The organism is Streptomyces clavifer, from assembly GCF_036345975.1.
Lineage (GTDB): Bacteria > Actinomycetota > Actinomycetes > Streptomycetales > Streptomycetaceae > Streptomyces > Streptomyces clavifer.
Genome location: NZ_CP107793.1, coordinates 1,933,834 through 1,954,497 on the forward strand (window position 1 = coordinate 1,933,834; position 20,664 = coordinate 1,954,497).

The 20,664-nt window shown below is 70.8% G+C and carries 15 protein-coding genes; 7 read left to right on the plus strand and 8 right to left on the minus strand.

Annotated features, from left to right (window positions below; all coding sequences use genetic code 11):
• Positions 1-35 precede the first annotated feature (35 nt).
• Complete coding sequence (locus tag OG927_RS08265) at positions 36-1,295, minus strand: NYN domain-containing protein (RefSeq protein ID WP_056784073.1); 1,260 nt, start codon at positions 1,293-1,295, stop codon at positions 36-38.
• 273 nt (positions 1,296-1,568) lie between these two features.
• Between OG927_RS08265 and OG927_RS08270 the strand changes: the two genes are divergently transcribed.
• Positions 1,569-1,748, plus strand: coding sequence for a hypothetical protein (locus OG927_RS08270; protein ID WP_056784074.1), 180 nt, complete (start codon positions 1,569-1,571; stop codon positions 1,746-1,748).
• A 79-nt stretch (positions 1,749-1,827) separates the two neighbouring features.
• Here OG927_RS08270 and dnaE read toward each other — a convergent pair whose 3' ends face one another.
• The gene (gene dnaE / locus OG927_RS08275; protein WP_056784077.1) at positions 1,828-5,364 is read right to left on the minus strand and encodes a DNA polymerase III subunit alpha; all 3,537 of its coding nucleotides are present in this window, start codon (positions 5,362-5,364) and stop codon (positions 1,828-1,830) included.
• 222 nt (positions 5,365-5,586) lie between these two features.
• Between dnaE and OG927_RS08280 the strand changes: the two genes are divergently transcribed.
• From OG927_RS08280 to OG927_RS08295, 4 genes are all read left to right on the plus strand, one after another.
• Positions 5,587-6,912 carry a DUF2252 domain-containing protein gene (locus OG927_RS08280; protein WP_330319915.1) on the plus strand — a complete coding sequence of 442 codons (1,326 nt, stop codon included), beginning with the start codon at positions 5,587-5,589 and terminating at the stop codon, positions 6,910-6,912.
• Between the two features lie 57 nt (positions 6,913-6,969).
• Positions 6,970-7,686, plus strand: a complete 717-nt coding sequence (locus tag OG927_RS08285; RefSeq protein ID WP_330319916.1) for a hypothetical protein — start codon at positions 6,970-6,972, stop codon at positions 7,684-7,686.
• A gap of 50 nt (positions 7,687-7,736) precedes the next feature.
• Positions 7,737-8,552, plus strand: a complete 816-nt coding sequence (locus OG927_RS08290; RefSeq protein ID WP_056784088.1) for a DsbA family protein — start codon at positions 7,737-7,739, stop codon at positions 8,550-8,552.
• Between the two features lie 123 nt (positions 8,553-8,675).
• On the plus strand, positions 8,676-10,346 hold the full coding sequence (locus OG927_RS08295) for an alkaline phosphatase D family protein (RefSeq protein ID WP_330319917.1): 1,671 nt from the start codon (positions 8,676-8,678) through the stop codon (positions 10,344-10,346).
• A 75-nt stretch (positions 10,347-10,421) separates the two neighbouring features.
• Here the strand turns inward: OG927_RS08295 and OG927_RS08300 are convergent, their stop codons facing one another.
• The gene (locus tag OG927_RS08300; protein WP_199862846.1) at positions 10,422-11,000 is read right to left on the minus strand and encodes a dienelactone hydrolase family protein; all 579 of its coding nucleotides are present in this window, start codon (positions 10,998-11,000) and stop codon (positions 10,422-10,424) included.
• A gap of 38 nt (positions 11,001-11,038) precedes the next feature.
• Between OG927_RS08300 and OG927_RS08305 the strand changes: the two genes are divergently transcribed.
• Positions 11,039-12,181 (plus strand): mechanosensitive ion channel family protein, encoded by a 1,143-nt coding sequence (locus OG927_RS08305; RefSeq protein WP_056784094.1) that lies wholly within the window; start codon positions 11,039-11,041, stop codon positions 12,179-12,181.
• A gap of 108 nt (positions 12,182-12,289) precedes the next feature.
• On the opposite strand, the gene OG927_RS08310 is transcribed toward OG927_RS08305, so the two are convergent.
• From OG927_RS08310 to OG927_RS08330, 5 genes are all read right to left on the minus strand, one after another.
• The gene (locus OG927_RS08310) at positions 12,290-13,876 is read right to left on the minus strand and encodes a Na+/H+ antiporter (protein ID WP_056784096.1); all 1,587 of its coding nucleotides are present in this window, start codon (positions 13,874-13,876) and stop codon (positions 12,290-12,292) included.
• A 112-nt stretch (positions 13,877-13,988) separates the two neighbouring features.
• On the minus strand, positions 13,989-14,465 hold the full coding sequence (locus OG927_RS08315) for a GNAT family N-acetyltransferase (protein ID WP_056784099.1): 477 nt from the start codon (positions 14,463-14,465) through the stop codon (positions 13,989-13,991).
• Complete coding sequence (locus OG927_RS08320; protein ID WP_124282625.1) at positions 14,462-15,403, minus strand: RluA family pseudouridine synthase; 942 nt, start codon at positions 15,401-15,403, stop codon at positions 14,462-14,464. Before OG927_RS08320 ends, OG927_RS08315 begins: the two co-directional genes overlap by 4 nt.
• Positions 15,404-15,426: 23 nt before the next feature.
• Complete coding sequence (lspA, locus tag OG927_RS08325; RefSeq protein WP_330319918.1) at positions 15,427-16,038, minus strand: signal peptidase II; 612 nt, start codon at positions 16,036-16,038, stop codon at positions 15,427-15,429.
• 57 nt (positions 16,039-16,095) lie between these two features.
• Complete coding sequence (locus tag OG927_RS08330) at positions 16,096-16,899, minus strand: TraR/DksA family transcriptional regulator (protein WP_056784107.1); 804 nt, start codon at positions 16,897-16,899, stop codon at positions 16,096-16,098.
• 576 nt (positions 16,900-17,475) lie between these two features.
• Here OG927_RS08330 and ileS point away from each other — a divergent pair.
• Positions 17,476-20,625, plus strand: coding sequence for an isoleucine--tRNA ligase (gene ileS / locus OG927_RS08335; protein WP_209470687.1), 3,150 nt, complete (start codon positions 17,476-17,478; stop codon positions 20,623-20,625).
• Positions 20,626-20,664: the final 39 nt, after the last annotated feature.

A 20,664-nucleotide genomic window follows, 5' to 3' on the forward strand; every position in this document is an offset into this window, starting at 1 on the left:
CGGGGGCGGGCAGCACCACCCCTCGGCCGCCCCGCCTACCCCCCTGCGGGGGCGTGCTCGGCGGCTGCCCGGACGTCGATCTCACGCCAGAACCCCGCCCGGATGGCATAGCGGTCGTGCTCGTCGATCTGGTCGTCCTTGTGCGCGAGCAGCCCGAAGCGTGCCGCGTACCGCAGGAGTTCGCCGTCGATGCGGTGCGGAATGCGGGGGTACATGGTGGACAGCTTCTGCAGCGGGACGGTCTCCGGCAGCCGTTCCATCCACCGCCGGGCGAAGACCTGGCCGACCTCGAAGGGGTCGCCGCCGACGGTCGTGATGTCCTCCTCCCGGTCCGCCCAGCGCTGCTCGGCGCTGGTGAGCTGGGCCAGGGTCGGCAGGGAGGCGCTCTCGGCCGGTTCGCCGGGGGATCCGCCGCGCTCGACCCAGCCCCGGTCGGACGACCAGCGCAGTGTCGCGTTGGCGGCGGGCGGCTGGACCGGGTGCTGGGCGGGCTGCGCCCCCGGCGCGCGCAGGCTCGCCAGGTCCTTGGGGGTGGGGACGCCCTTGTGTCCGGGGGCGGGCTGCGGGTGCGCGGTGGTCTCGTCGGCCGGTGCGCCGGTGCCGTTGCGGGCGGCCGCCGCCTGCGCCTCGGACGCCCGCTCGGCCGAGGCGGCGAGGGCCGCCTCGGGCAGCGGTGCGGAGAGGATCGCGGCGATCTCGGGACGCGGCACGGGGGACGGAGCGCACACCCCGCCGGTGTCCTTGGCCCGGACGGCCCTGGTGATCCAGGCCCGGTCCAGCACCCGCCGTTCGTCGGCCTCGGCGACGAGGTCCTCGGACTGGTTGTAGTCGCCGTCGGCGGCCTGGACGGCCCAGAGGTGGACGGCCACCCCGTGTTCCTTGGCGGACATCAGTCCGGGCAGCAGATCGCCGTCACCGGTCACGAGCACCACGTCGGAGCAGGCGCGATTTCTGGCCAGCTCGGTGAGCTCGGCGTGCATCGCCGCGTCGACACCCTTCTGCGCCCACCGCCCGTCACTGCGGGTGAGCGCCCCCAGCCGAACGGTCACCCGCGGCATGACGCGCAGTCTGCGGTGCTCGGGCTGGGGTACACGGTCGGGAGCGCCGTCGAACCAGTAGATGCGGAGCAGCGGCTGTTCCGTGTCGGCCTCGGCCCGCTCGCGCAGGCCCTGGATCAGGGCCGCGTGGTCAACGGTGATACGGGAACGGGCGGGCTCTCCGGCCAGCAGACTCGCGGCTGCGCCCAGCAGATAGCCGGCGTCCACCAGGACGACGCAACGGTCCACGCGCTCCACCCTCTTCCAGGAATTCGGGAACGGATCGGCGGACCCGGCCGTGGGGGGTGTGGGTCCGTTTCCTCGGGGTTCGCTTACTCAGGGTTTCCTTCGAGTCTGCCCGACCGCGGGAGGGTTAAGGTCCGGAACTCGATCATCGGCGTGGCGGATCCGGGAAACGGCGCATGATACCGCCCGCATTACACTCGGTAATGATCCAACATGCGGCATATGGGGTGTTATGTGAGTCTGACATCGGTCCTGGCCCCGAGATTCCCCACAGGAGGCATCACCATGGCCAAGAACAAGAACCGCAAGCAGGGCAGCCAGCACGACCGCGCGTCCGCCTCGGAGCGTGGTGCGGAGGAGGCGAAGTCGACGGCGTTCGAGTCGCAGACCCAGCCCCAGTCGCAGTCCCAGGGCAGCCCCGCCGATGTCGCCCGCAAGCACCAGCGGCGCTTCGGCCACAACTGACCCGGTTCGCAGGGCCGACAGGCCGAGAGGGGCGCCCCGCCAGTGGCGGGGCGCCCCTCTCGCTGTTCCCGGACGCTTCTCAGCCGGCCAGGCAGGACGGGCCGAGCAGCACCTTCAGGTCTCCGAAGAGCGCCGGGTCGGGCTTGACCCGGTGCCGGTCGAGCCGGAGCACGGTGGTCTTGCGGGGGCCCTGGAGCCTGATGCGCACCTCGGTGTCGCCCCGGTGGTTGCTGAGCACCTCACCGAGCCTGGTGACCATGGGCGGGGTGATCTTGACCGTGGGGATGGTCAGCACGACCGGCGCGTTGGTCCCGGCCGACGAGACGTCGGGGACCTGCATCTCCATGGCGACCAGGCGCGGCACGTCCTCACGCTTGTCGAGCCGTCCCTTCACGAAGACGACGGTGTCCTCGACGAGCTGGGTGGAGACCAGCTGGTACGTCGCGGGGAAGAACATGCACTCGATGGAGCCCGCGAGGTCCTCGACGGTGGCGATCGCCCAGGCGTTGCCCTGCTTGGTCATCTTGCGCTGCAGGCCGGAGATGATGCCGCCGACCGTGACGATCGCCCCGTCGGAGTGCTCGCCGCCGGTGAGCTGCGAGATCGAGGCGTCCGACTTGTCGGACAGGACGTGCTCCAGCCCGAAGAGCGGGTGGTCGGAGACGTACAGGCCGAGCATCTCGCGCTCCTGCGCGAGCAGGTAGGACTTCTCCCACTCGATGTCGGAGAACTCCACGTCGAGGCCGAAGCCCGGCTCGTCGCTGTCCTCCTGACCGCCGCCGAAGAGGTCGAACTGCCCTTCGGCCTCCTTGCGCTTGACCTGCACCACGTTGTCGATCATCGGCTCGTGGTGGGCGACGAGGCCCTTGCGGGTGTGGCCCATCTCGTCGAAGGCGCCGGCTTTGATGAGCGACTCGACGGTGCGCTTGTTGCAGACGACCGCCTCGACCTTGTCGAGGAAGTCCGGGAACGTGGAGTACTTCCCCTTCGCCTTGCGGCACCGGATGATCGAGTCGACGACGTTCTGGCCGACGTTGCGGATGGCGGTCAGGCCGAAGAGGATCACGTCGTCGCCCTGGGCGGCGAAGTTCGACTCGGACTCGTTGACGTTGGGCGGGAGCACCTTGATGCCCATGCGGCGGCACTCGTTGAGGTAGACCGCCGACTTGTCCTTGTCGTCCTTGACCGAGGTCAGCAGGGCCGCCATGTACTCGGCCGGGTAGTTGGCCTTGAGGTACGCGGTCCAGTAGGTGACCAGGCCGTACGCGGAGGAGTGCGCCTTGTTGAAGGCGTATCCGGCGAACGGCACCAGGACGTCCCACAGGGCCTTGATCGCCGCGTCGGAGAAGCCGTTCTTCTTCGCGCCCGCCTCGAACAGGACGAAGTTCTTCGCCAGCTCGTCGGCCTTCTTCTTGCCCATCACGCGGCGCAGGATGTCGGCCTCGCCGAGCGAGTAGCCGGCGACGATCTGGGCGGCCTTCTGCACCTGCTCCTGGTAGACGATCAGGCCGTAGGTGAGCCCGAGGACCTCCTTGAGGGGCTCCTCCAGCTCCGGGTGGATCGGGGTGATCTCCTGCCGGGCGTTCTTCCGTTCCGCGTAGTTCGTGTGCGAGTTCATTCCCATCGGGCCCGGCCGGTACAGGGCCGAGACGGCGGAGATGTCCTCGAAGTTGTCGGGCTGCATCTGGCGCAGCAGCGAACGCATCGGCCCGCCGTCGAACTGGAACACCCCGAGCGTGTCGCCGCGGCACAGCAGCTCGTACGTCTTGGGGTCGTCCAGCGGGAGCGCGAGCATCTCCAGGTCGACGCCCTTGTTGGCCTTCACCATCTTGATGGCGTCGTCCATGATCGTCAGGTTGCGCAGGCCCAGGAAGTCCATCTTGAGCAGGCCGAGCGACTCGCACTGCGGGTAGTCCCACTGGGTGATGGTCACACCGTCGGAGTGCCGCACCCAGATCGGCGCGTGGTCGACGATCGGCTCGCTGGACATGATCACGCCGGCCGCGTGCACACCCATCTGCCGGACCAGGCCCTCCACACCCTTCGCGGTGTCGATGACCTTCTGGACGTCCGGCTCGTTCTCGTACATCCCCCGGATCTCGCCCGCCTCGCTGTAGCGCGGGTGCTTGGGGTCGGTGATGCCGTTGAGGTCGATGCCCTTGCCGAGGACGTCGGCGGGCATCGCCTTGGTCAGGCGGTCGCCCATCGCGTACGGGTAGCCGAGGACGCGCGCGGAGTCCTTGATCGCGTTCTTGGCCTTGATCTTTCCGTAGGTGCCGATCATGGCCACCTTGTCGGCGCCGTACTTCTCGGTCACGTACCTGATCACCTCGACGCGCCTGCGCTCGTCGAAGTCGATGTCGACGTCGGGCATGGAGACGCGCTCGGGGTTGAGGAACCGCTCGAAGATCAGCCCGTGGGTGATCGGGTCGAGGTCGGTGATGCCCATGGCGTACGCGACGATCGAGCCGGCGGCGGAACCACGGCCGGGGCCGACCGCGATCCCGTTGTTCTTGGCCCACATGATGAAGTCGGCGACGACCAGGAAGTACCCCGGGAACCCCATCTGGATGATGATGTCCATCTCGTACTCGGCCTGCTTCTGCCGGTCGTCCGGGACACCGCCGGGGTAGCGGCGGCCCATGCCGACGCGGACCTCCTCCTGGAACCAGGTGATCTCCGTGAAGCCGTCCGGGATCTCGAACTTCGGCATAAGGTCGCGCTTCTCGAACATGCCCGTGGTGTCGATCTGCTGCGCGACGAGCAGGGTGTTGGCGCAGCCCTCCTGCCAGGCGTCCGAGGAGTCGACGGCGTACATCTCCTCCGTCGTCTTCAGGTAGTAGCCGGTGCCGTCGAAGCGGAAGCGGTCCGGGTCGGAGAGGTTCTTGCCGGTCTGGATGCAGAGCAGGGCGTCGTGCGCGGTCGCCTCGCTGGCGTAGGTGTAGTGCGAGTCGTTCGTCACGAGCGGCGGGATGCTCAGCTTCTTGCCGATTTCGAGGAGCCCGTCGCGGACCCGGCGCTCGATCTCGATGCCGTGGTCCATCAGCTCCAGGAAGTACTTGCCCTCGCCGAAGATGTCCTTGTAGTCGGAGGCCGCCTGGACCGCCTCGTCGAACTGTCCGAGCCGCAGCCGGGTCTGCACCTCGCCGGAGGGGCACCCGGTGGACGCGATCAGCCCTTCGGACCACTGGGCGATGGTCTCCTTGTCCATCCGCGGCCACTTCTGCAGCCAGCCCTCGGCGTAGGCGTCCGAGGAGAGCTTGAAGAGGTTGTGCAGCCCGGTGCTGTTCGACGCCCAGATCGTCTTGTGGGTGTAACCGCCGGAACCGGACACGTCGTCGCGCTTCTGGTGCGGCTGACCCCACTGGATCTTGCGCTTGTGCTTGCGCGACTCGGGGGCGACGTAGGCCTCGATCCCGATGATGGGCGTCACACCGGCCTTCGTCGCCGAGTGGAAGAAGTCGTACGCCCCGTGGAGGTTCCCGTGGTCGGTCATGGCGATGTGCGACATGCCCATCGTGTTGCACGCCTCGAACATGTCCTTGAGCCGCGCGGCACCGTCCAGCAGCGAGTACTGGGTGTGGACGTGCAGGTGCGTGAAGGGCGGCTTGGCCACGGCGCTGTGCCTCCGGGTCGTTGTCGGGGGCGGTGCGAAGCGCCCCGGGCGAGGGGTGGTGATCGGGCGACGGCCGGCAGATGACGGCTTGGGGGGACAGCGTGGAAGTCTACGTCTCCGAGGTGACAGGTGACGGGCACTCCGGGGTACGGTCGCGCGTTGGAAGGGCGGGGAGACCCGCCCCATTTGTCATGAACGCCATGTAGCAGGAGGCACCCAGCGATGTCGGACACGCAGACCCGCGCGGAGCAGCGCGGTGAGCAGATTCTCGCCGTTTTCGACACCGCTTTCGGCGAGCTCCTGGCCGCCGATCCCGCCGCCTTCCGGGTGAAGTTCCGCAAGATGGCCGGTTCGGCCTTCGCCTTCTACCGGGGTTCGGCGGGCCTGTTCTACGCCGATCTGGACCGTGAGCAGCACACCGGGCCGTACCTCGACGCGCGCACGAGCCGGGTGTGGATCCACGGCGATCTGCACGCGGAGAATTTCGGCACGTACATGGACGCCAACGGCCGGCTGGTCTTCAACGTCAACGACTTCGACGAGGCCTACGTCGGCCCGTTCACCTGGGACCTCAAGCGCTTCGCGGCCTCCGTCGCCCTGATCGGCTACGCGAAGGCACTCGGCGACGACCAGATCACCGAGCTGGTCGGGGTCTACGCCGCCGCGTACCGGGAGCGCATCCACGCCCTGGCCACGGGCGCGAAGAACGACGAGGTGCCCCCCTTCACCCTGGACACCGCCGACGGTCCGCTGCTGGGCGCCCTGCGTGACGCCCGTGCCCTGACCCGGTTCGGGCTGCTGGACTCGATGACGGAGATCCGGGACTTCGAGCGCAGGTTCGCCCCCGGTGGCGGTGCGATCGACCTGGACGCCGCGACGCGCTACAAGGTGCTCGCCGCGTTCGACGGCTATCTGGAGACGCTCCCGGAGTCGAGCCTGACCCGGCCCGACTCCTACCGGGTGAAGGACGTCGTCGGCCGCCGCGGGATCGGCATCGGCTCGGCCGGCCTGCCCTCGTACAACATCCTCCTGGAGGGCAACAGCGACGCCCTGGAGAACGATGTGGTGATCTACCTCAAGCAGGCGCAGACCCCGGCGGTCTCCCGGCACATCACCGACGCGGCCGTGCGGGACTACTTCCAGCACGAGGGGCACCGCACGGTGATCTCGCAGCGCGCCCTGCAGGCGCACGCGGACCCGTGGCTGGGCTGGACCGAGCTGGACGGGTCGGGCCAGCTGGTGGCCGAGGTCTCGCCGTACGCGGTCGACCTGGACTGGTCCGACATCGACGAGCCGGAGGAGATCGCGGCGGTCGTCGCCGATCTCGGCCGGGCCACGGCGACGATGCACTCGGCGGCGGACGACGAGAGCGGGCACTCACTGGTGCCGTTCTCCACGGAGCGCGCGATCGACGCGGCCATCGCCGCCGACGAGGAGGGCTTCCAGGAGCTGCTGGTGGACTTCGCGCACAGCTACGGCGCCCGCGCCCGCGCCGATCACCAGATCTTCGTGGACCTCTTCCGCAACGGCCGGATCCCGGGGCTGTAGACCGCGACCGACGGGCTTAGGGCTCGTTTACAGGGTCACATGACACACTCTGCGGCGATGGACGTATCAGGGAAGCAGATCAGGGCGGTACGCGCGGCGCTGTTCACCGCGCTCGTCGTCACGCTCTCCTCCGCCTCCCATGTCCTGCTCTCCCGGGTCCCGCTGCCGCTCACGGCGGTCGCGCTGCTGGCCGGGGCCGTCTTCGCCGTGGCGTTCGCGCTGGCGGGCCGGGAGCGCCGCTTCGGCGCGATCGCCGGCCTGCTGGTCCCGCTGGAGCTGGTCGCCGACACGGTGTTCACCACCGGTCAGCACCTCTGCTACGGGGCGGCCGGCGGCCCGATCACGGGCCCGCTGCGTTCCGTGGGTGTCGACCTGCTCTGCGGCGGCGAGGCGCCCGTGCCGCTCACCGGTGTCGCCTCGGCCGGGACACCGCTGGCCGGGGTGACCGCCACCGGCGACCGTGCGGCCGCCCTGCTGGCCTCCCCGGGCCCCGCGGTGCCGTGGCTGCTGCTCGCCGCGCACGTGGCGGTGGGCCTGCTGGCCGCGGCCTGGCTGCGGCACGGCGAGGCGGCGCTGGCGGGACTGCTGCGCGCGGCGGCCGCCGTCGCGTTCCGGCCGCTGCTGACCGCGGCCGCCGTGGCGGGGACCGCGCGGCTCCTCGTGCGCCGCGACGCCCGCTCCGCCGGGCGGACCGGCCCGCTCCTCCCGGCCCGTCTCCTGGTGCACTCCGTGGGTCGGCGGGGGCCGCCGAGCTCGGCCCCCGTCACGGTCTGAGTCCCGGCGCACCCGCCGCCACCACCCCCACGCACACCCGGAGAACACGCATGAGCAACCGCAACAGCCAGGCCAACAAGTCCGCCGCCCGCGAGCGGCTGCGCGTGGAGCGCGAGCGCCAGGTGAAGAAGGACAAGGCGCGCAAGCAGGTCGTCGTCGCCGTATCGGTGGTCGGCGTCCTCGCCGTCGTGGGCGCCATCGCCTTCGGCGTGGCGCAGCTGAACAAGCCCTCCGCCTGGGAGGCCGCCGCCGACGCGAAGAACGTCACCGCGCCGAAGAACACCTCGGGCGACGACGGCACGACCGTCGTGATCGGCGAGTCCTCGGCCAAGAAGACCCTGGAGCTGTACGAGGACTCGCGCTGCCCGATCTGCGCCACCTTCGAGCAGTCGGTCGGTGAGACGATCGCCAAGGACGTCGAGGCCGGCAAGTACAAGATCAAGTACGTCGGCGCGACCTTCATCGACAACACCGACAACGGCGAGGGCTCCAAGAACGCCCTGAGCGCGCTGGGCGCGGCGCTCGACGTGAGCCCCGAGGCCTTCCTGGACTACAAGGCCGCGCTGTACTCCGCGAAGTACCACCCGCAGGAGAGTGAGGACAAGTTCGCCAAGGACGACTACCTGGTCGAGGTGGCGGACTCGGTGGACGCCCTCAAGGGCAACGCGGCGTTCAAGAAGGACGTCGAGGACGGCACGTACGACGCGTGGGCCGTCAAGATGTCCAAGGCGTTCGACAAGAGCGGTGTGCAGGGCACGCCGACGCTCAAGATGGACGGCAAGAAGGTCACCGCCGAGGGCAGCGAGAACGCGCCCATGACGGAGGCCGAGTACACCGCGGCGATCACCAAGGCCCTGAAGGGCTGACGGGAGGTGCTCCGGCCGCCGGAGCACCTGGGGCACAACTTCTGGTGTCGGATCACCGACAGGCGGGCGAACTTCCCTGATTCGCCCGCCTGTTCGCTCTACGCGCCAGTAGGGTGCTGCTCCGTGACCAGTCGACAGTTCCCGCATCCCAGCCGCCGCACGGTGGTCAGAGCCGCCGCCGCGACCGCGGTCGCGGCCCCCGTGCTCGCCGCGGCCACGGCCACCGGCGCCCGCGCCGCCACCGTTCCGGCCTTCCTGCACGGCGTCGCCTCCGGCGATCCGCTGCCCGACGGCATCCTCCTGTGGACCCGCGTCACCCCCGGGCCCGACGCCGTGCCCGGCTCGGGCCTCGGCGCCGACACACCGGTGGTCTGGGAGATCGCCGAGGACAGGGCCTTCACCCGGATCGCCGCCCGGGGCACGGCCGTCGCCCGGGCCTCCGCCGACCACACCGTGAAGGCCGACGTGCGCGGGCTGCGCCCTGCGACGGCCTACTGGTTCCGCTTCTCGGCGGCGCCCGGCGGATCCCAGGGCGGGCACGGTGTCCTCTCCCCCGTCGGCCGTACGCGCACGGCGCCCGCCGCCGCCTCCGCCGCGCCCGGGATCCGCTTCGGCGTGGTCTCCTGCGCCAACTGGGAGGCCGGCTGGTTCTCGCCGTACCGGCATCTCGCGGCCCGCTCCGACCTGGACGCCGTGCTGCATCTGGGCGACTACATCTACGAGTACGCGTCGGGCAGTTATCCGACCCAGGACACGGTCGTACGCCCGCACGCCCCGGCACACGAGATCCTCACCCTCTCCGACTACCGGACCCGTCACGGCACGTACAAGACGGACGCAGACCTCCAGTCCCTGCACGCCGCCCACCCGGTGATCGCGATCTGGGACGACCACGAGTTCGCCAACGACGCGTGGGCGGGCGGGGCCGAGAACCACACCCCGGGCACCGAGGGTGCCTGGGCGGCGCGGGTGGCCGCGGCGAAGCAGGCCTACTTCGAGTGGATGCCCGTCCGGGCCTCCACCGAGGGCACCGTCTACCGCCGGCTGCGCTTCGGCAGCCTGGCGGAACTGCACCTGCTCGACCTGCGCAGCTTCCGCTCCGAACAGGCGTCGGTGGGCAACGGCGCGGTCGACGACCCGGAGCGCTCGGTGACCGGGCGGGCGCAGCTGGACTGGCTGAAGTCCGGCCTGGCCGCGTCGGATGCCGTCTGGAAGCTGGTCGGCACCTCCGTGATGATCTCCCCGGTCGCCTTCGGTGCGCTGCCCGCCCATCTGCTGGCACCGCTCGCGGAACTGCTGGGGCTGCCGGGAGAAGGGCTCGCCGTCAACGTCGACCAGTGGGACGGCTACACGGACGACCGCAAGGAGCTCATCTCCCACCTGCGGGACCGGTCGGTGACGAACACCGTCTTCCTGACCGGTGACATCCACATGGCATGGGCCAACGACGTGCCGGTGAAGGCGGCGACGTATCCGCTGTCGGCCTCGGCGGCCACCGAGTTCGTGGTGACGTCGGTGACCTCGGACAACCTGGACGACATCCTGCGGGTCGCCCCCGGGACCGTCTCGGTCGTCGCGACGGCGGCGGTCCGGGCCGCCAACCGCCACGTGAAGTGGATCGACATGGACTCGCACGGCTACGGCGTCCTCGACGTGACCGCCGAGCGCTCGCAGATGGACTACTACGTGGTCTCCGACAAGACGAGCAAGGACGCCACGTCGTCCTGGGTCCGCTCGTACCGCACGCTCAGCGGCACGCAGAGGGTCGAGAGGGCCGACGCCCCCGTGCGCTGACCTCTCCGTGGGCCCCGCACCCGCCCGCCGGCGTGGTGCGGGGTTCCGCCGGGGGCGTACGGCGTCCCGACGGGCCTACAGCGTGGCGAGGAATCCGATCCCGACCTTCCAGGCCAGCTCGGCCGCGGCCTCGTCGTGGTCGGGCAGACCGGGGTCGGTGAACAGGTGCCCGGCCCCGGGGTAGCGGTAGACCTCGACGTCCGCGCCGGTCCGCTGCATCTGGAGGTACCAGCTGTTCAGCCAGTCCTGCGTCTCGAACGGATCGGGGTCGGCGACGTGCAGCTGCACCGGCAGCTCCTCCACCGAGGCGTTCTCCGCGATGTCCGACGTGCCGTGGAGCAGCAGCAGCCCGCGCGCCTTCGCGTCCCCGAGCGCCAGGGTCTGTGCCACGGAGGCCCCGAGTGAGAAGCCCGCGTAGACCAGGCCCTGGTCGGAGTAGGGCGCGGCGGCCAGTACGGCGCGCTTGAGCAGCTCGTCCTTGCCGACCTCTTCCTGGAAGGCCATCGCCTCCTCGACCGTGTCGAAGGTGTGCCCCTCGAAGAGATCGGGCACGCGCACCTCGTGACCGGCGGCGCGAAGCCGGTCGGCAGCCGCGTGCACAGCGGGCCTCAGACCGTAGGTCGAGTGGAAAAGCATGATGTTCATGCGTCCCATGGTGCCAGCTGTGCCCTGATCACTCGGAGGACGACGGAATGGAGAACGTACTGCGACCGCTGCTGGTGGTGGGCGGATCGCTGATGGTCACACTGGTGGCGGGCTGGCTGGTCGACCGGCTGCTGAAGCGGGCCGACGGCCGGCACCACGAGACGCCGGTCTGGGGTCTGCTGCGCCTGTGCCGCCCGCCCCTGCAGGTGGTGCTCTGCACGGCGCTGCTGAGGGCCAGCTTCGGTCAGCTACGGCTCGACGTGGTGCGGGAGCACCGGGCGGGGATCGGCCAGGTCCTGACGCTGGTGCTGATCGGGGCCTCGGCCTGGCTGGTGATCCGTGCGGCCGCCACCATCGTCCAGTCCTCGTACGCCCGCTACGCGACGTCCACCCGTGACCCGGCCCGGGTCCGCCGGGTCCGGACGCAGGTCGCACTGATCCAGCGCGTGGTCACCGCGGTGGTGGCGACGGTCGCGGTCGCGGCGATGCTGCTGACGTTCCCGGCGATGCGCACCGTCGGTACGTCGATGCTGGCCTCCGCCGGTGTGCTCGGCATCGTCGCCGGTGTCGCGGCGCAGTCGACCCTGGGCAATCTCTTCGCCGGCTTCCAGATCGCCTTCGGCGACATGGTCAGGATCGGCGACACCGTGGTGGTGGACGGCGAGTGGGGCACCGTGGAGGAGATCACCCTCACCTTCCTCGCGGTCCGGACCTGGGACGAGCGCCGGATCACGATGCCCGTGTCCTACTTCACCAGCCAGCCGTTCGAGAACTGGTCGCGCGGCGGGGTGCAGATGTCCGGCACCGTCTTCTTCCACCTCGACCACTCGGCCCCCGTCGCCGCGATGCGGGACAAGCTCCGCGACATCCTCGGCGAGTGCGCCGCGTGGGACGGCCGCGACTGGTCACTGGCCGTCACGGACACCACGCCCACGACGATCGAGGTGCGGGCCGTGGTCACGGCGAAGGACGCGGACGACATCTGGACGGCGCGCTGCGCCGTGCGGGAGCAGATGATCGGCTGGCTCCGGGACCACCACCCGTACGCGCTGCCGCGGATCGTGACGGCTCCCGCCGCCCTGCCGCCTGGAGACCACTGGCGGGAGCTGACGGGTGCCGACACCCGCCGGCCCCGGTCCGAGGGTCACGTGCCGGTCCCGGAGAAGGCCCCCCGCACGGGGCGCGGCTGAGGACCTCCGCGGGTGGGACGAGGCGCAGAGGAGGTACGGGCCGGGCGTCCGGGTCAGGCGCCGGGCTCAGCGGTCAGCGGTCAGCGGTCAGCGGTCAGCGGTCAGCGGTCAGCGCAGGCTGCGCACGTCCAGGTGGCGCAGCACCCGGTCGACGATCTCGGGGTCGGACCCCGGCTCGCTCCGGGCGGCGAGCACCTCGTGGCGGGCGGCCGACAGCATCTCGCGCTGGACCCGGCCGACCGCCCTGAACCGCTCGGCGCGCTGCGCGTACGCCTCGCGCCGCTCCTCGTCGACCATGTCGGGGCTGATCCTCGCCCCGATGTCGTACGCCGCCCGCCGCAGCCGTTCCAGTACCTCTTCCGGCAGGTCCTCGGTGTCCTGGATCTCCCGGAGCCGGTGCTTGGCCGCCCTGGCCGCACGGATCGCGAGGTCTCGCTCCAGCGCCCCTTCGGCGTCCGTGTCCGCCCGGACACCCAGCTTCCGCACCAGCCACGGCAGGGTCAGGCCCTGGAGGACGAGGGTGGCCATGATGACGGCGAACGCGATGAAGACGATCTCGTCGCGGCCGGGGAACGGGCTGCCGTCGTCCGTCTCCAGCGGGATCGCGAGAGCCAGCGCGACCGAGGCGACCCCGCGCATGCCGGCCCACCACATGACCACGGTCTCCCGCCAGCTGGTGGGGATCTCCTCGCTGTAGTCACGGCGGGTGTGCAACCGCTTGGCGAGCCAGGTGGCGGGCAGCAGCCAGAGCAGCCGTACGCCGACGACCACCGCGACGACCACCAGCCCCCAGCCCAGCAGCTCCGGCAGCCGGCTGTCGGCGGTGCCGAAGACGCTGTGCAGTTCCAGGCCGATCAGGCCGAAGGCGACGCCGGTGACGAGCGTGTCGACGATCTCCCAGAAGGACCGGCCGGCCAGACGCCCGAGGACGTCGTCGGCGTCCGCGGTGTGCTCGGCGAGGAAGAGCGCGGTGGTCAGGACGGCGAGCACACCCGAGCCCATCAGCTCCTCGGCGAGCACATAGCTCGCGAAGGGCACCAGCAGCGTCAGGCCGACCTGGAGCGTGGCGTCGCCGAGCAGCCCCATCAGCTTGACGGTGAGCCAGCCGAGCGCCAGGCCGACCGCGACGGCGACGACCGCGGAGAGGACGAGCAGGCCGAAGGCCTCGGGCAGTGAGAACGTGCCGCTGACGGCGGCTGCGATCGCCACGTGGTACATGACGATGGCCGTGACGTCGTTGAACAGCCCCTCGCCCTCCAGGATGGACACGAGCCGGCGCGGCAGCCCGACCGAGCCCGCGACGGCCGTCGCGGCGACCGGATCGGGCGGGGCGACGAGTGCGCCCAGAGCCACGGCGGCGGCGATGGGCAGGCCGGGGACGACGGCGTTCGCCACCGTCGCGACCGCCGCCGTGGTGACGAAGACCAGGGCGACCGCCAACAGGAAGATCGGCCGTTTGTTGGCGGCGAACTGCCGCCAGGACGTCCGCTGCACGGAGGCGTAGAGGAGCGGAGGCAGCAGCGCGGGCAGGATGATCTCGGGCGGGATGTCCACGTCGGGGACGAAGCCGGCGAAGGCCAGACCGATTCCGGCGAGCGTCATCAGCACCGGCGCCGGCAGCCCCAGGCGCTCCCCGAGCGGCACCGTGACCACCGCTCCGAGCAGGAGCAGGAGCAGGAGTGCCATCTGGTCCACGTGGTGCCTTCCGCAGCGTGCCCTGCCCCGGGGCGCCCGGTGCTCGGCCGATCAGGTCCCCAGCGTGCCACGCGGGGGCTGCGGCCCCGGCGTCACCGCGACGGCGGACCGGTCAGAACGTCCGGCGCATGGCCCGGTGCGGCATCCCGGCGTCCGGGAACTCGGGACCGTACGCGACGTAGCCGAGACGCTCGTAGAAGCCGAGGGCATGGGTCTGGGCGTGCAGGTCGACGCCTGCCAGGCCCAGTGCGCGCGCCTCCCCCTCGATGGCGCGGACCAGTGCGGCGCCGACGCCGAGGCCTCGGGACTCCCTGGTCACGGCGAGCCGGCCCAGCGACCCGACGGTGGGGTCGCCCCCGGTCCGGCCGGCCGCCGCGGCTCCGTGCAGCAGGCGTCCCGTGCCGAGCGCGGAACCGTCCGCGGCCACGGCCAGGACATGGACCGCGTCGGCGTCGTGGATGTCGTACTCGATCTCCTCCGGTACCCGCTGCTCGCCGACGAAGACGTCCTTGCGCACCTGGAAGCAGGCGGCGAGATCGCTCTCCTCGACGGCTCTGCGGGTGCTGCAGGTGGCGGGTGCGGAGCTCATTCGCTCTCTGCCGCGATCGTGTCGAGGGCGTGGCGGAGGTCGTCCGGGTAGGTGCTGGAGAATTCGACCCAGCTCCCGTCCGAGGGGTGCTCGAAACCGAGCCGGACGGCGTGCAGCCACTGCCGGGTCAGGCCCAGGCGCTTCGCCAGCGTCGGGTCCGCGCCGTAGGTCAGGTCGCCGACGCAGGGGTGGCGGTGCGCGGACATGTGCACCCGGATCTGGTGCGTGCGCCCGGTCTCCAGCTTGATGTCGAGCAGGCTGGCCGCGCGGTAGGCCTCGATCAGGTCGTAGTGCGTCACGGAGGGCTTGCCCTCGGAGGTGACGGCCCACTTGTAGTCGTGCTGCGGGTGGCGCCCGATGGGGGCGTCGATGGTGCCGCTCATCGGGTCCGGATGGCCCTGCACCAGCGCGTGGTACTTCTTCTCGACGATCCGGTCGCGGAACTGGGCCTTGAGCAGGGTGTAGGCACGCTCGGACTTGGCGACGACCATCAGGCCGGAGGTGCCGACGTCCAGCCGGTGCACGACGCCCTGGCGCTCGGCCGCACCTGACGTGGAGATCCGGTAGCCGGCCGCCGCGAGACCGCCGATCACCGTGGTGCCGGTCCAGCCGGGGCTGGGGTGGGCGGCGACTCCGACGGGCTTCATGATGACGACGATGTCGTCGTCGTCGTGCACGATCTCCATGCCCTCGACGGGCTCGGCGACGACCTGGACCGGAGCGGGTGCCTGCGGCATCTCCACTTCCAGCCAGGCACCGCCGTGCACCCGCTCGGACTTCCCGGCCACCGCACCGTCCACCTGGACCTTCCCGGCAGCGGCCAGCTCGGCGGCCTTGGTGCGGGAGAAACCGAACATCCGGGAGATGGCGGCGTCGACACGCTCGCCTTCCAGGCCGTCGGGTACGGGCAGGGTGCGGACCTCGGGATACGTACTCACCTGTCGAGTATGCCTTGCGCCCACTAGTCCTTGTGCACGGTGCCGTCGGGGTCCAGGCCCTTGAAGGAGAGGATCACGATCAGGATGCCGCCGCAGACGATCGCGGAGTCGGCGAGGTTGAAGACGGCGAAGTGCGCGGGGGCGATGAAGTCCACCACCGCGCCCTTGAACACGCCGGGCGCGCGGAATATCCGGTCGGTGAGGTTACCGAGCGCTCCGCCGAGCAGCAGGCCCAGGGCGATGGCCCAGGGCAGGCTGTAGAGCTTGCGTGCCAGCCGGATGATCACGATGATCACCACGGCCGCGATGGCCGTGAAGATCACGGTGAAGGCCTCGCCGATCCCGAAGGCGGCGCCCGCGTTGCGGATGGCGTCGAACTTCAGCCACTCGCCGAAGATCTCGATGGGCTCCTCGTGCTCGAGCTTCGCGACCACGATCATCTTGCTGACCAGGTCCAGGGCGTAGGCCAGGACGGCCACCCCGAGCAGGACGAGGACCTTCTTCCTGCCCCGGCCGCCACTCGTCCCGTCGCCCGCCGGGCCCGCACCCTCGGAGGGCTGCTGGGGCGTCGCCCCGTCAGCCCCCTCGGCATCAGGGATGTCCGGCGTACCGATGACGCGCTCCGCCTCTGTCACGTGAGTCCCTCAACCTAGGTGCCTGACTGAAGACGAGGGTACGACACACCGCTGAGGTCAACCGCGCCGCTCCTGCTTCTGCTTGTCCTCCACGCAGAGGGTGGCCCGCGGGAAGGCCTGCATCCGGGCCTTGCCGATCGGGTTGCCGCAGACCTCGCACAGGCCGTACGTGCCCGCCTCGAGCCGGGCGAGTGCCCGTTCGGTCTGTTCCAGCATCTCCTGGGCGTTGGCGGCCAGGGACAGCTCGTGCTCGCGGGTGATGTTCTTGGTGCCGGTGTCCGCGTCGTCGTCACCGGCGCCGTCGCCGGAGTCACGCATCAGGCCGGCCAGCGCCGCGCCCGAGGCCTCCAGCTCGCTGCGCAGCCGCATGACCTCGCTGGTCAGCTCCGTCCGTGCCTCGGAGACCTCCTCCGGGGTCCAGGGGTCCTCCCCGGGCCGGACCGCGAGCTCCCCCGTGACCGTCGCGGCGCCCCCGCGGGCCTGCGGCACCGCGGTCGCGGCGCCCTTTCCTGCTGCCGTGCTCCGGCCGGCGCTCTTCTTCGCTACCACCGTGTGGGCTCCTGTCTGCTCGGCGGCCTGGGCCGCCCCCGTGGCCTTCTTCGAAGCCTTCTTGGCTGCGCTCTTCTTCGTCGCGCTCTTCTTCGCCGGCCCGTGGTGCGCCGGAGCCCGATCGGCCCGTTCCTGCTCGTCCGGCGGGTCAGCCGCCGTCTTCCTCGCCGCCGTCCTCCCGGCCGCCTTCTTCCGGTCCGCGTCCGGACCGGAGTCCGTGGCGGCCTCCTCGCTCCCGGCCGCCTCCCCGGCGGCCGCAGCCGTGGATCTCGCGGACGCCGTTCTCGTTACGGCGGTCTTCTTCGCCACCATGGCCGCGGCCCCTTCACATATTGTGATCTTGCACGCGAATCGTGCTGGGACGATAAGTCGACCCCGGCTCCGCGGCAACCGGGCACGCCGCCCGTCGGCCCTCCCCGTGCTCGCGTGGTGGCGCGCCTGCAACCGTTGTGCCCAGCTCCCCGCCGGGTAATCCGCCTGCCCGGACACCCGGGGGACCCCACCGGGGGCCCCACCCGCCCCGTCTGGCCATTCGGGTCACTCCGCGCCCCGCGGATAAACCGGTCGGCGGTCGCCCGTACGGCCCCGTACACTGGCCGCAGCGAGAGGCATGGATGGGACGAGTAGCGTCGTACGCAGCCGGCAGCGACCCGGGGACGGTGGGAGCCCGGGGGCGAGCGCGTCGTGAAGATCACCCCGGAGCCGCCGGAAGAAAGCCTTGGACTGTGGGCCCCGCCCACGGACCCAGGGCGAGTAGACCCGGCATCGCGACCCCAATGAGGGGGCCAAGGGCGCATGCCCGGGGCCAAGGAGGGTGGTACCGCGGGAGCCGGTCGGTTCTCGTCCCTCCGACGGAAGTGGAAGACGTCCGCCGGAGGAAGCCCGCACATGACATCGCCGCAGTACCGCCAGGTACCCGCCCAGGTCGACCTGCCCGCCCTCGAGCACGCCGTGCTCGACTTCTGGCGTGACAACAAGGTCTTCGCCAAGAGCCTCGAACAGTCCGAGGGCCGCCCCGAGTGGGTCTTCTACGAAGGGCCGCCGACCGCCAACGGCATGCCGGGCGCCCACCACATCGAGGCCCGCGTCTTCAAGGACGTCTTCCCGCGCTTCCGCACCATGCAGGGCTACCACGTCGGGCGCAAGGCCGGCTGGGACTGCCACGGTCTGCCGGTCGAGCTCGCGGTGGAGAAGGAGCTGGGCTTCAACGGCAAGAAGGACATCGAGGCGTACGGCATCGCCGAGTTCAACGCGAAGTGCCGCGAGTCCGTCACCCGCCACACCGACGCGTTCACCGAGCTCACGACCCGGATGGGCTACTGGGTCGATCTGGACGACGCCTACCGCACGATGGACCCGGAGTACGTCGACTCCGTGTGGTGGTCGCTGAAGGAGATCTTCAACAAGGACCTGCTGGTCCAGGACCACCGCGTCGCCCCCTGGTGCCCCCGCTGCGGCACCGGCCTCTCCGACCACGAGCTGGCCCAGGGCTACGAGACGGTCGTCGACCCGTCGGTCTTCGTCCGCTTCCCGCTGACCTCGGGCCCGCTGGCGGGCGAGGCCGCGCTGCTGGTCTGGACGACGACCCCCTGGACCCTGGTCTCCAACACCGCCGTCGCCGCGCACCCCGACGTCACGTACGTCGTCGCGTCGAACGGCGAGGAGAAGCTGGTCGTCGCCCGGCCGCTGGTCGAGAAGGCTCTCGGCGAGGGCTGGGAGCTCACCGGCGCGTCCTTCACGGGCCGCGAGATGGAACGCTGGACGTACGAGCGCCCGTTCTCCCTGGTCGACTTCCCGGCCGAGGCGCACTACGTCGTCAACGCCGAGTACGTCACGACCGAGGACGGTACGGGCCTGGTGCACCAGTCCCCCGCCTTCGGCGCCGACGACCTCGTCGTCTGCCGCTCCTACGGCCTCCCGGTCGTCAACCCGGTCCGCCCCGACGGGACGTTCGAGGAGGACCTCCCGCTGGTCGGCGGGGTCTTCTTCAAGAAGGCCGACGAGGCGCTCACCGAGGACCTGGCCGCCCGCGGCAAGCTCTTCCGCCACGTCCCGTACGAGCACAGCTACCCGCACTGCTGGCGCTGCCACACGGCGCTGCTGTACTACGCGCAGCCGTCCTGGTACATCCGCACGACGGCGGTGAAGGACCGACTGCTCGAGGAGAACGAGAAGACCAACTGGTTCCCGGACTCGGTCAAGCACGGCCGATTCGGTGACTGGCTGAACAACAACGTCGACTGGGCGCTGTCCCGCAACCGCTACTGGGGCACCCCGCTGCCCATCTGGCGCTGCGAGGACGACCACCTGACCTGTGTGGGCTCCCGCGCCGAGCTGGGTGAGCTCACCGGCACCGACCAGTCCGAGCTGGACCCGCACCGGCCGTTCATCGACGAGATCACGTTCACGTGCTCGCACGAGAACTGCCAACTGGAGGCGTACCGCGTCCCCGAGGTCATCGACGCCTGGTACGACTCGGGCTCGATGCCGTTCGCGCAGTGGGGCTACCCGTACAAGAACAAGGAGATCTTCGAGAGCCGCTACCCGGCGCAGTTCATCTCGGAGGCCATCGACCAGACCCGCGGCTGGTTCTACACGCTGATGGCGGTCGGCACGCTCGTCTTTGACAAGTCCAGTTACGAGAACGTGGTCTGCCTCGGCCACATCCTCGCCGAGGACGGCCGCAAGATGTCCAAGCACCTGGGGAACATCCTCCAGCCCATCCCCCTCATGGACCAGCACGGCGCCGACGCGGTGCGCTGGTTCATGGCGGCGGGCGGCTCCCCGTGGGCGGCACGCCGGGTGGGCCACGGCACCATCCAGGAGGTCGTCCGCAAGACGCTCCTCACCTACTGGAACACGGTCGCCTTCCAGGCCCTGTACGCCCGTACGTCGGCCTGGGCGCCGTCCGCGGCCGACCCCGCGCCGGCCGAGCGCACGGTCCTGGACCGCTGGCTGCTGAGCGAGCTGAACGCCCTCGTGGACCAGATGACCCGGGCCCTGGACGGCTACGACACCCAGCGCGCCGGCAAGTTGCTCTCGGCGTTCGTCGACGACCTCTCCAACTGGTACGTGCGCCGCTCCCGCCGCCGCTTCTGGCAGGGCGACAAGGCGGCTCTGCGCACGCTGCACGAGGTCGTCGAGACGGTCACCCGGCTGATGGCCCCGCTGACCCCGTTCATCACGGAGCGGGTCTGGCAGGACCTGGTCGCCCCGGTCACCCCCGACGCCCCCGAGTCGGTGCACCTCTCGTCCTGGCCGGAGGCGGACCCGGCGGCGATCGACCCGGCGCTCTCCTCGCAGATGGCCCTCGTACGCCGCCTGGTCGAGCTCGGCCGCGCCACGCGTGCCGAGTCCGGTGTCAAGACCCGCCAGCCGCTGTCCCGGGCCCTGGTCGCGGCGTCCGGCTTCGAGACCCTCCCGCCCGATCTCCGCGCCCAGATCACGGAGGAGCTGAACGTCTCCTCCCTGGCATCGCTCTCCGAGGTCGGCGGTTCGCTGGTCGACACCACCGCGAAGGCGAACTTCCGGGCGCTGGGCAAGCGCTTCGGCAAGGGAGTCCAGGCCGTGGCCAAGGCGGTCGCGAACGCGGACGCGGCGGCGCTCTCCCTGGCCCTGCGCGAGGGCACCGCGTCGGTCGAGGTCGACGGGGAGCAGATCACGCTCTCCCCCGACGAGGTCATCATCACGGAGACCCCGCGCGAGGGCTGGTCGGTGGCGTCCGACTCGGGCGCGACGGTCGCCCTGGACCTGGAGATCACCCCGCAGCTGCGGGCGGCGGGCCTGGCCCGTGACGCGATCCGCCTGATCCAGGAGGCCCGCAAGAACAGCGGCCTGGACGTGGCGGACCGGATCGCGGTCCGCTGGACCTCGACGTCCGCCGCGACCGCCGAGGCCCTGACCGAGCACGCGCCCCTCATCGCGGACGAGGTCCTGGCCCTGGACTACGCACAGGGGGAGGCGGACGACACGTACGGCACCCCGTTCGAGGACGAGGGCCTGGCCCTCACGTTCCGTCTCCGCAGGACGGAACGCTGACCGGCACCACCTGAGCGGCCCGCCCCTCCGGCAGGAGGG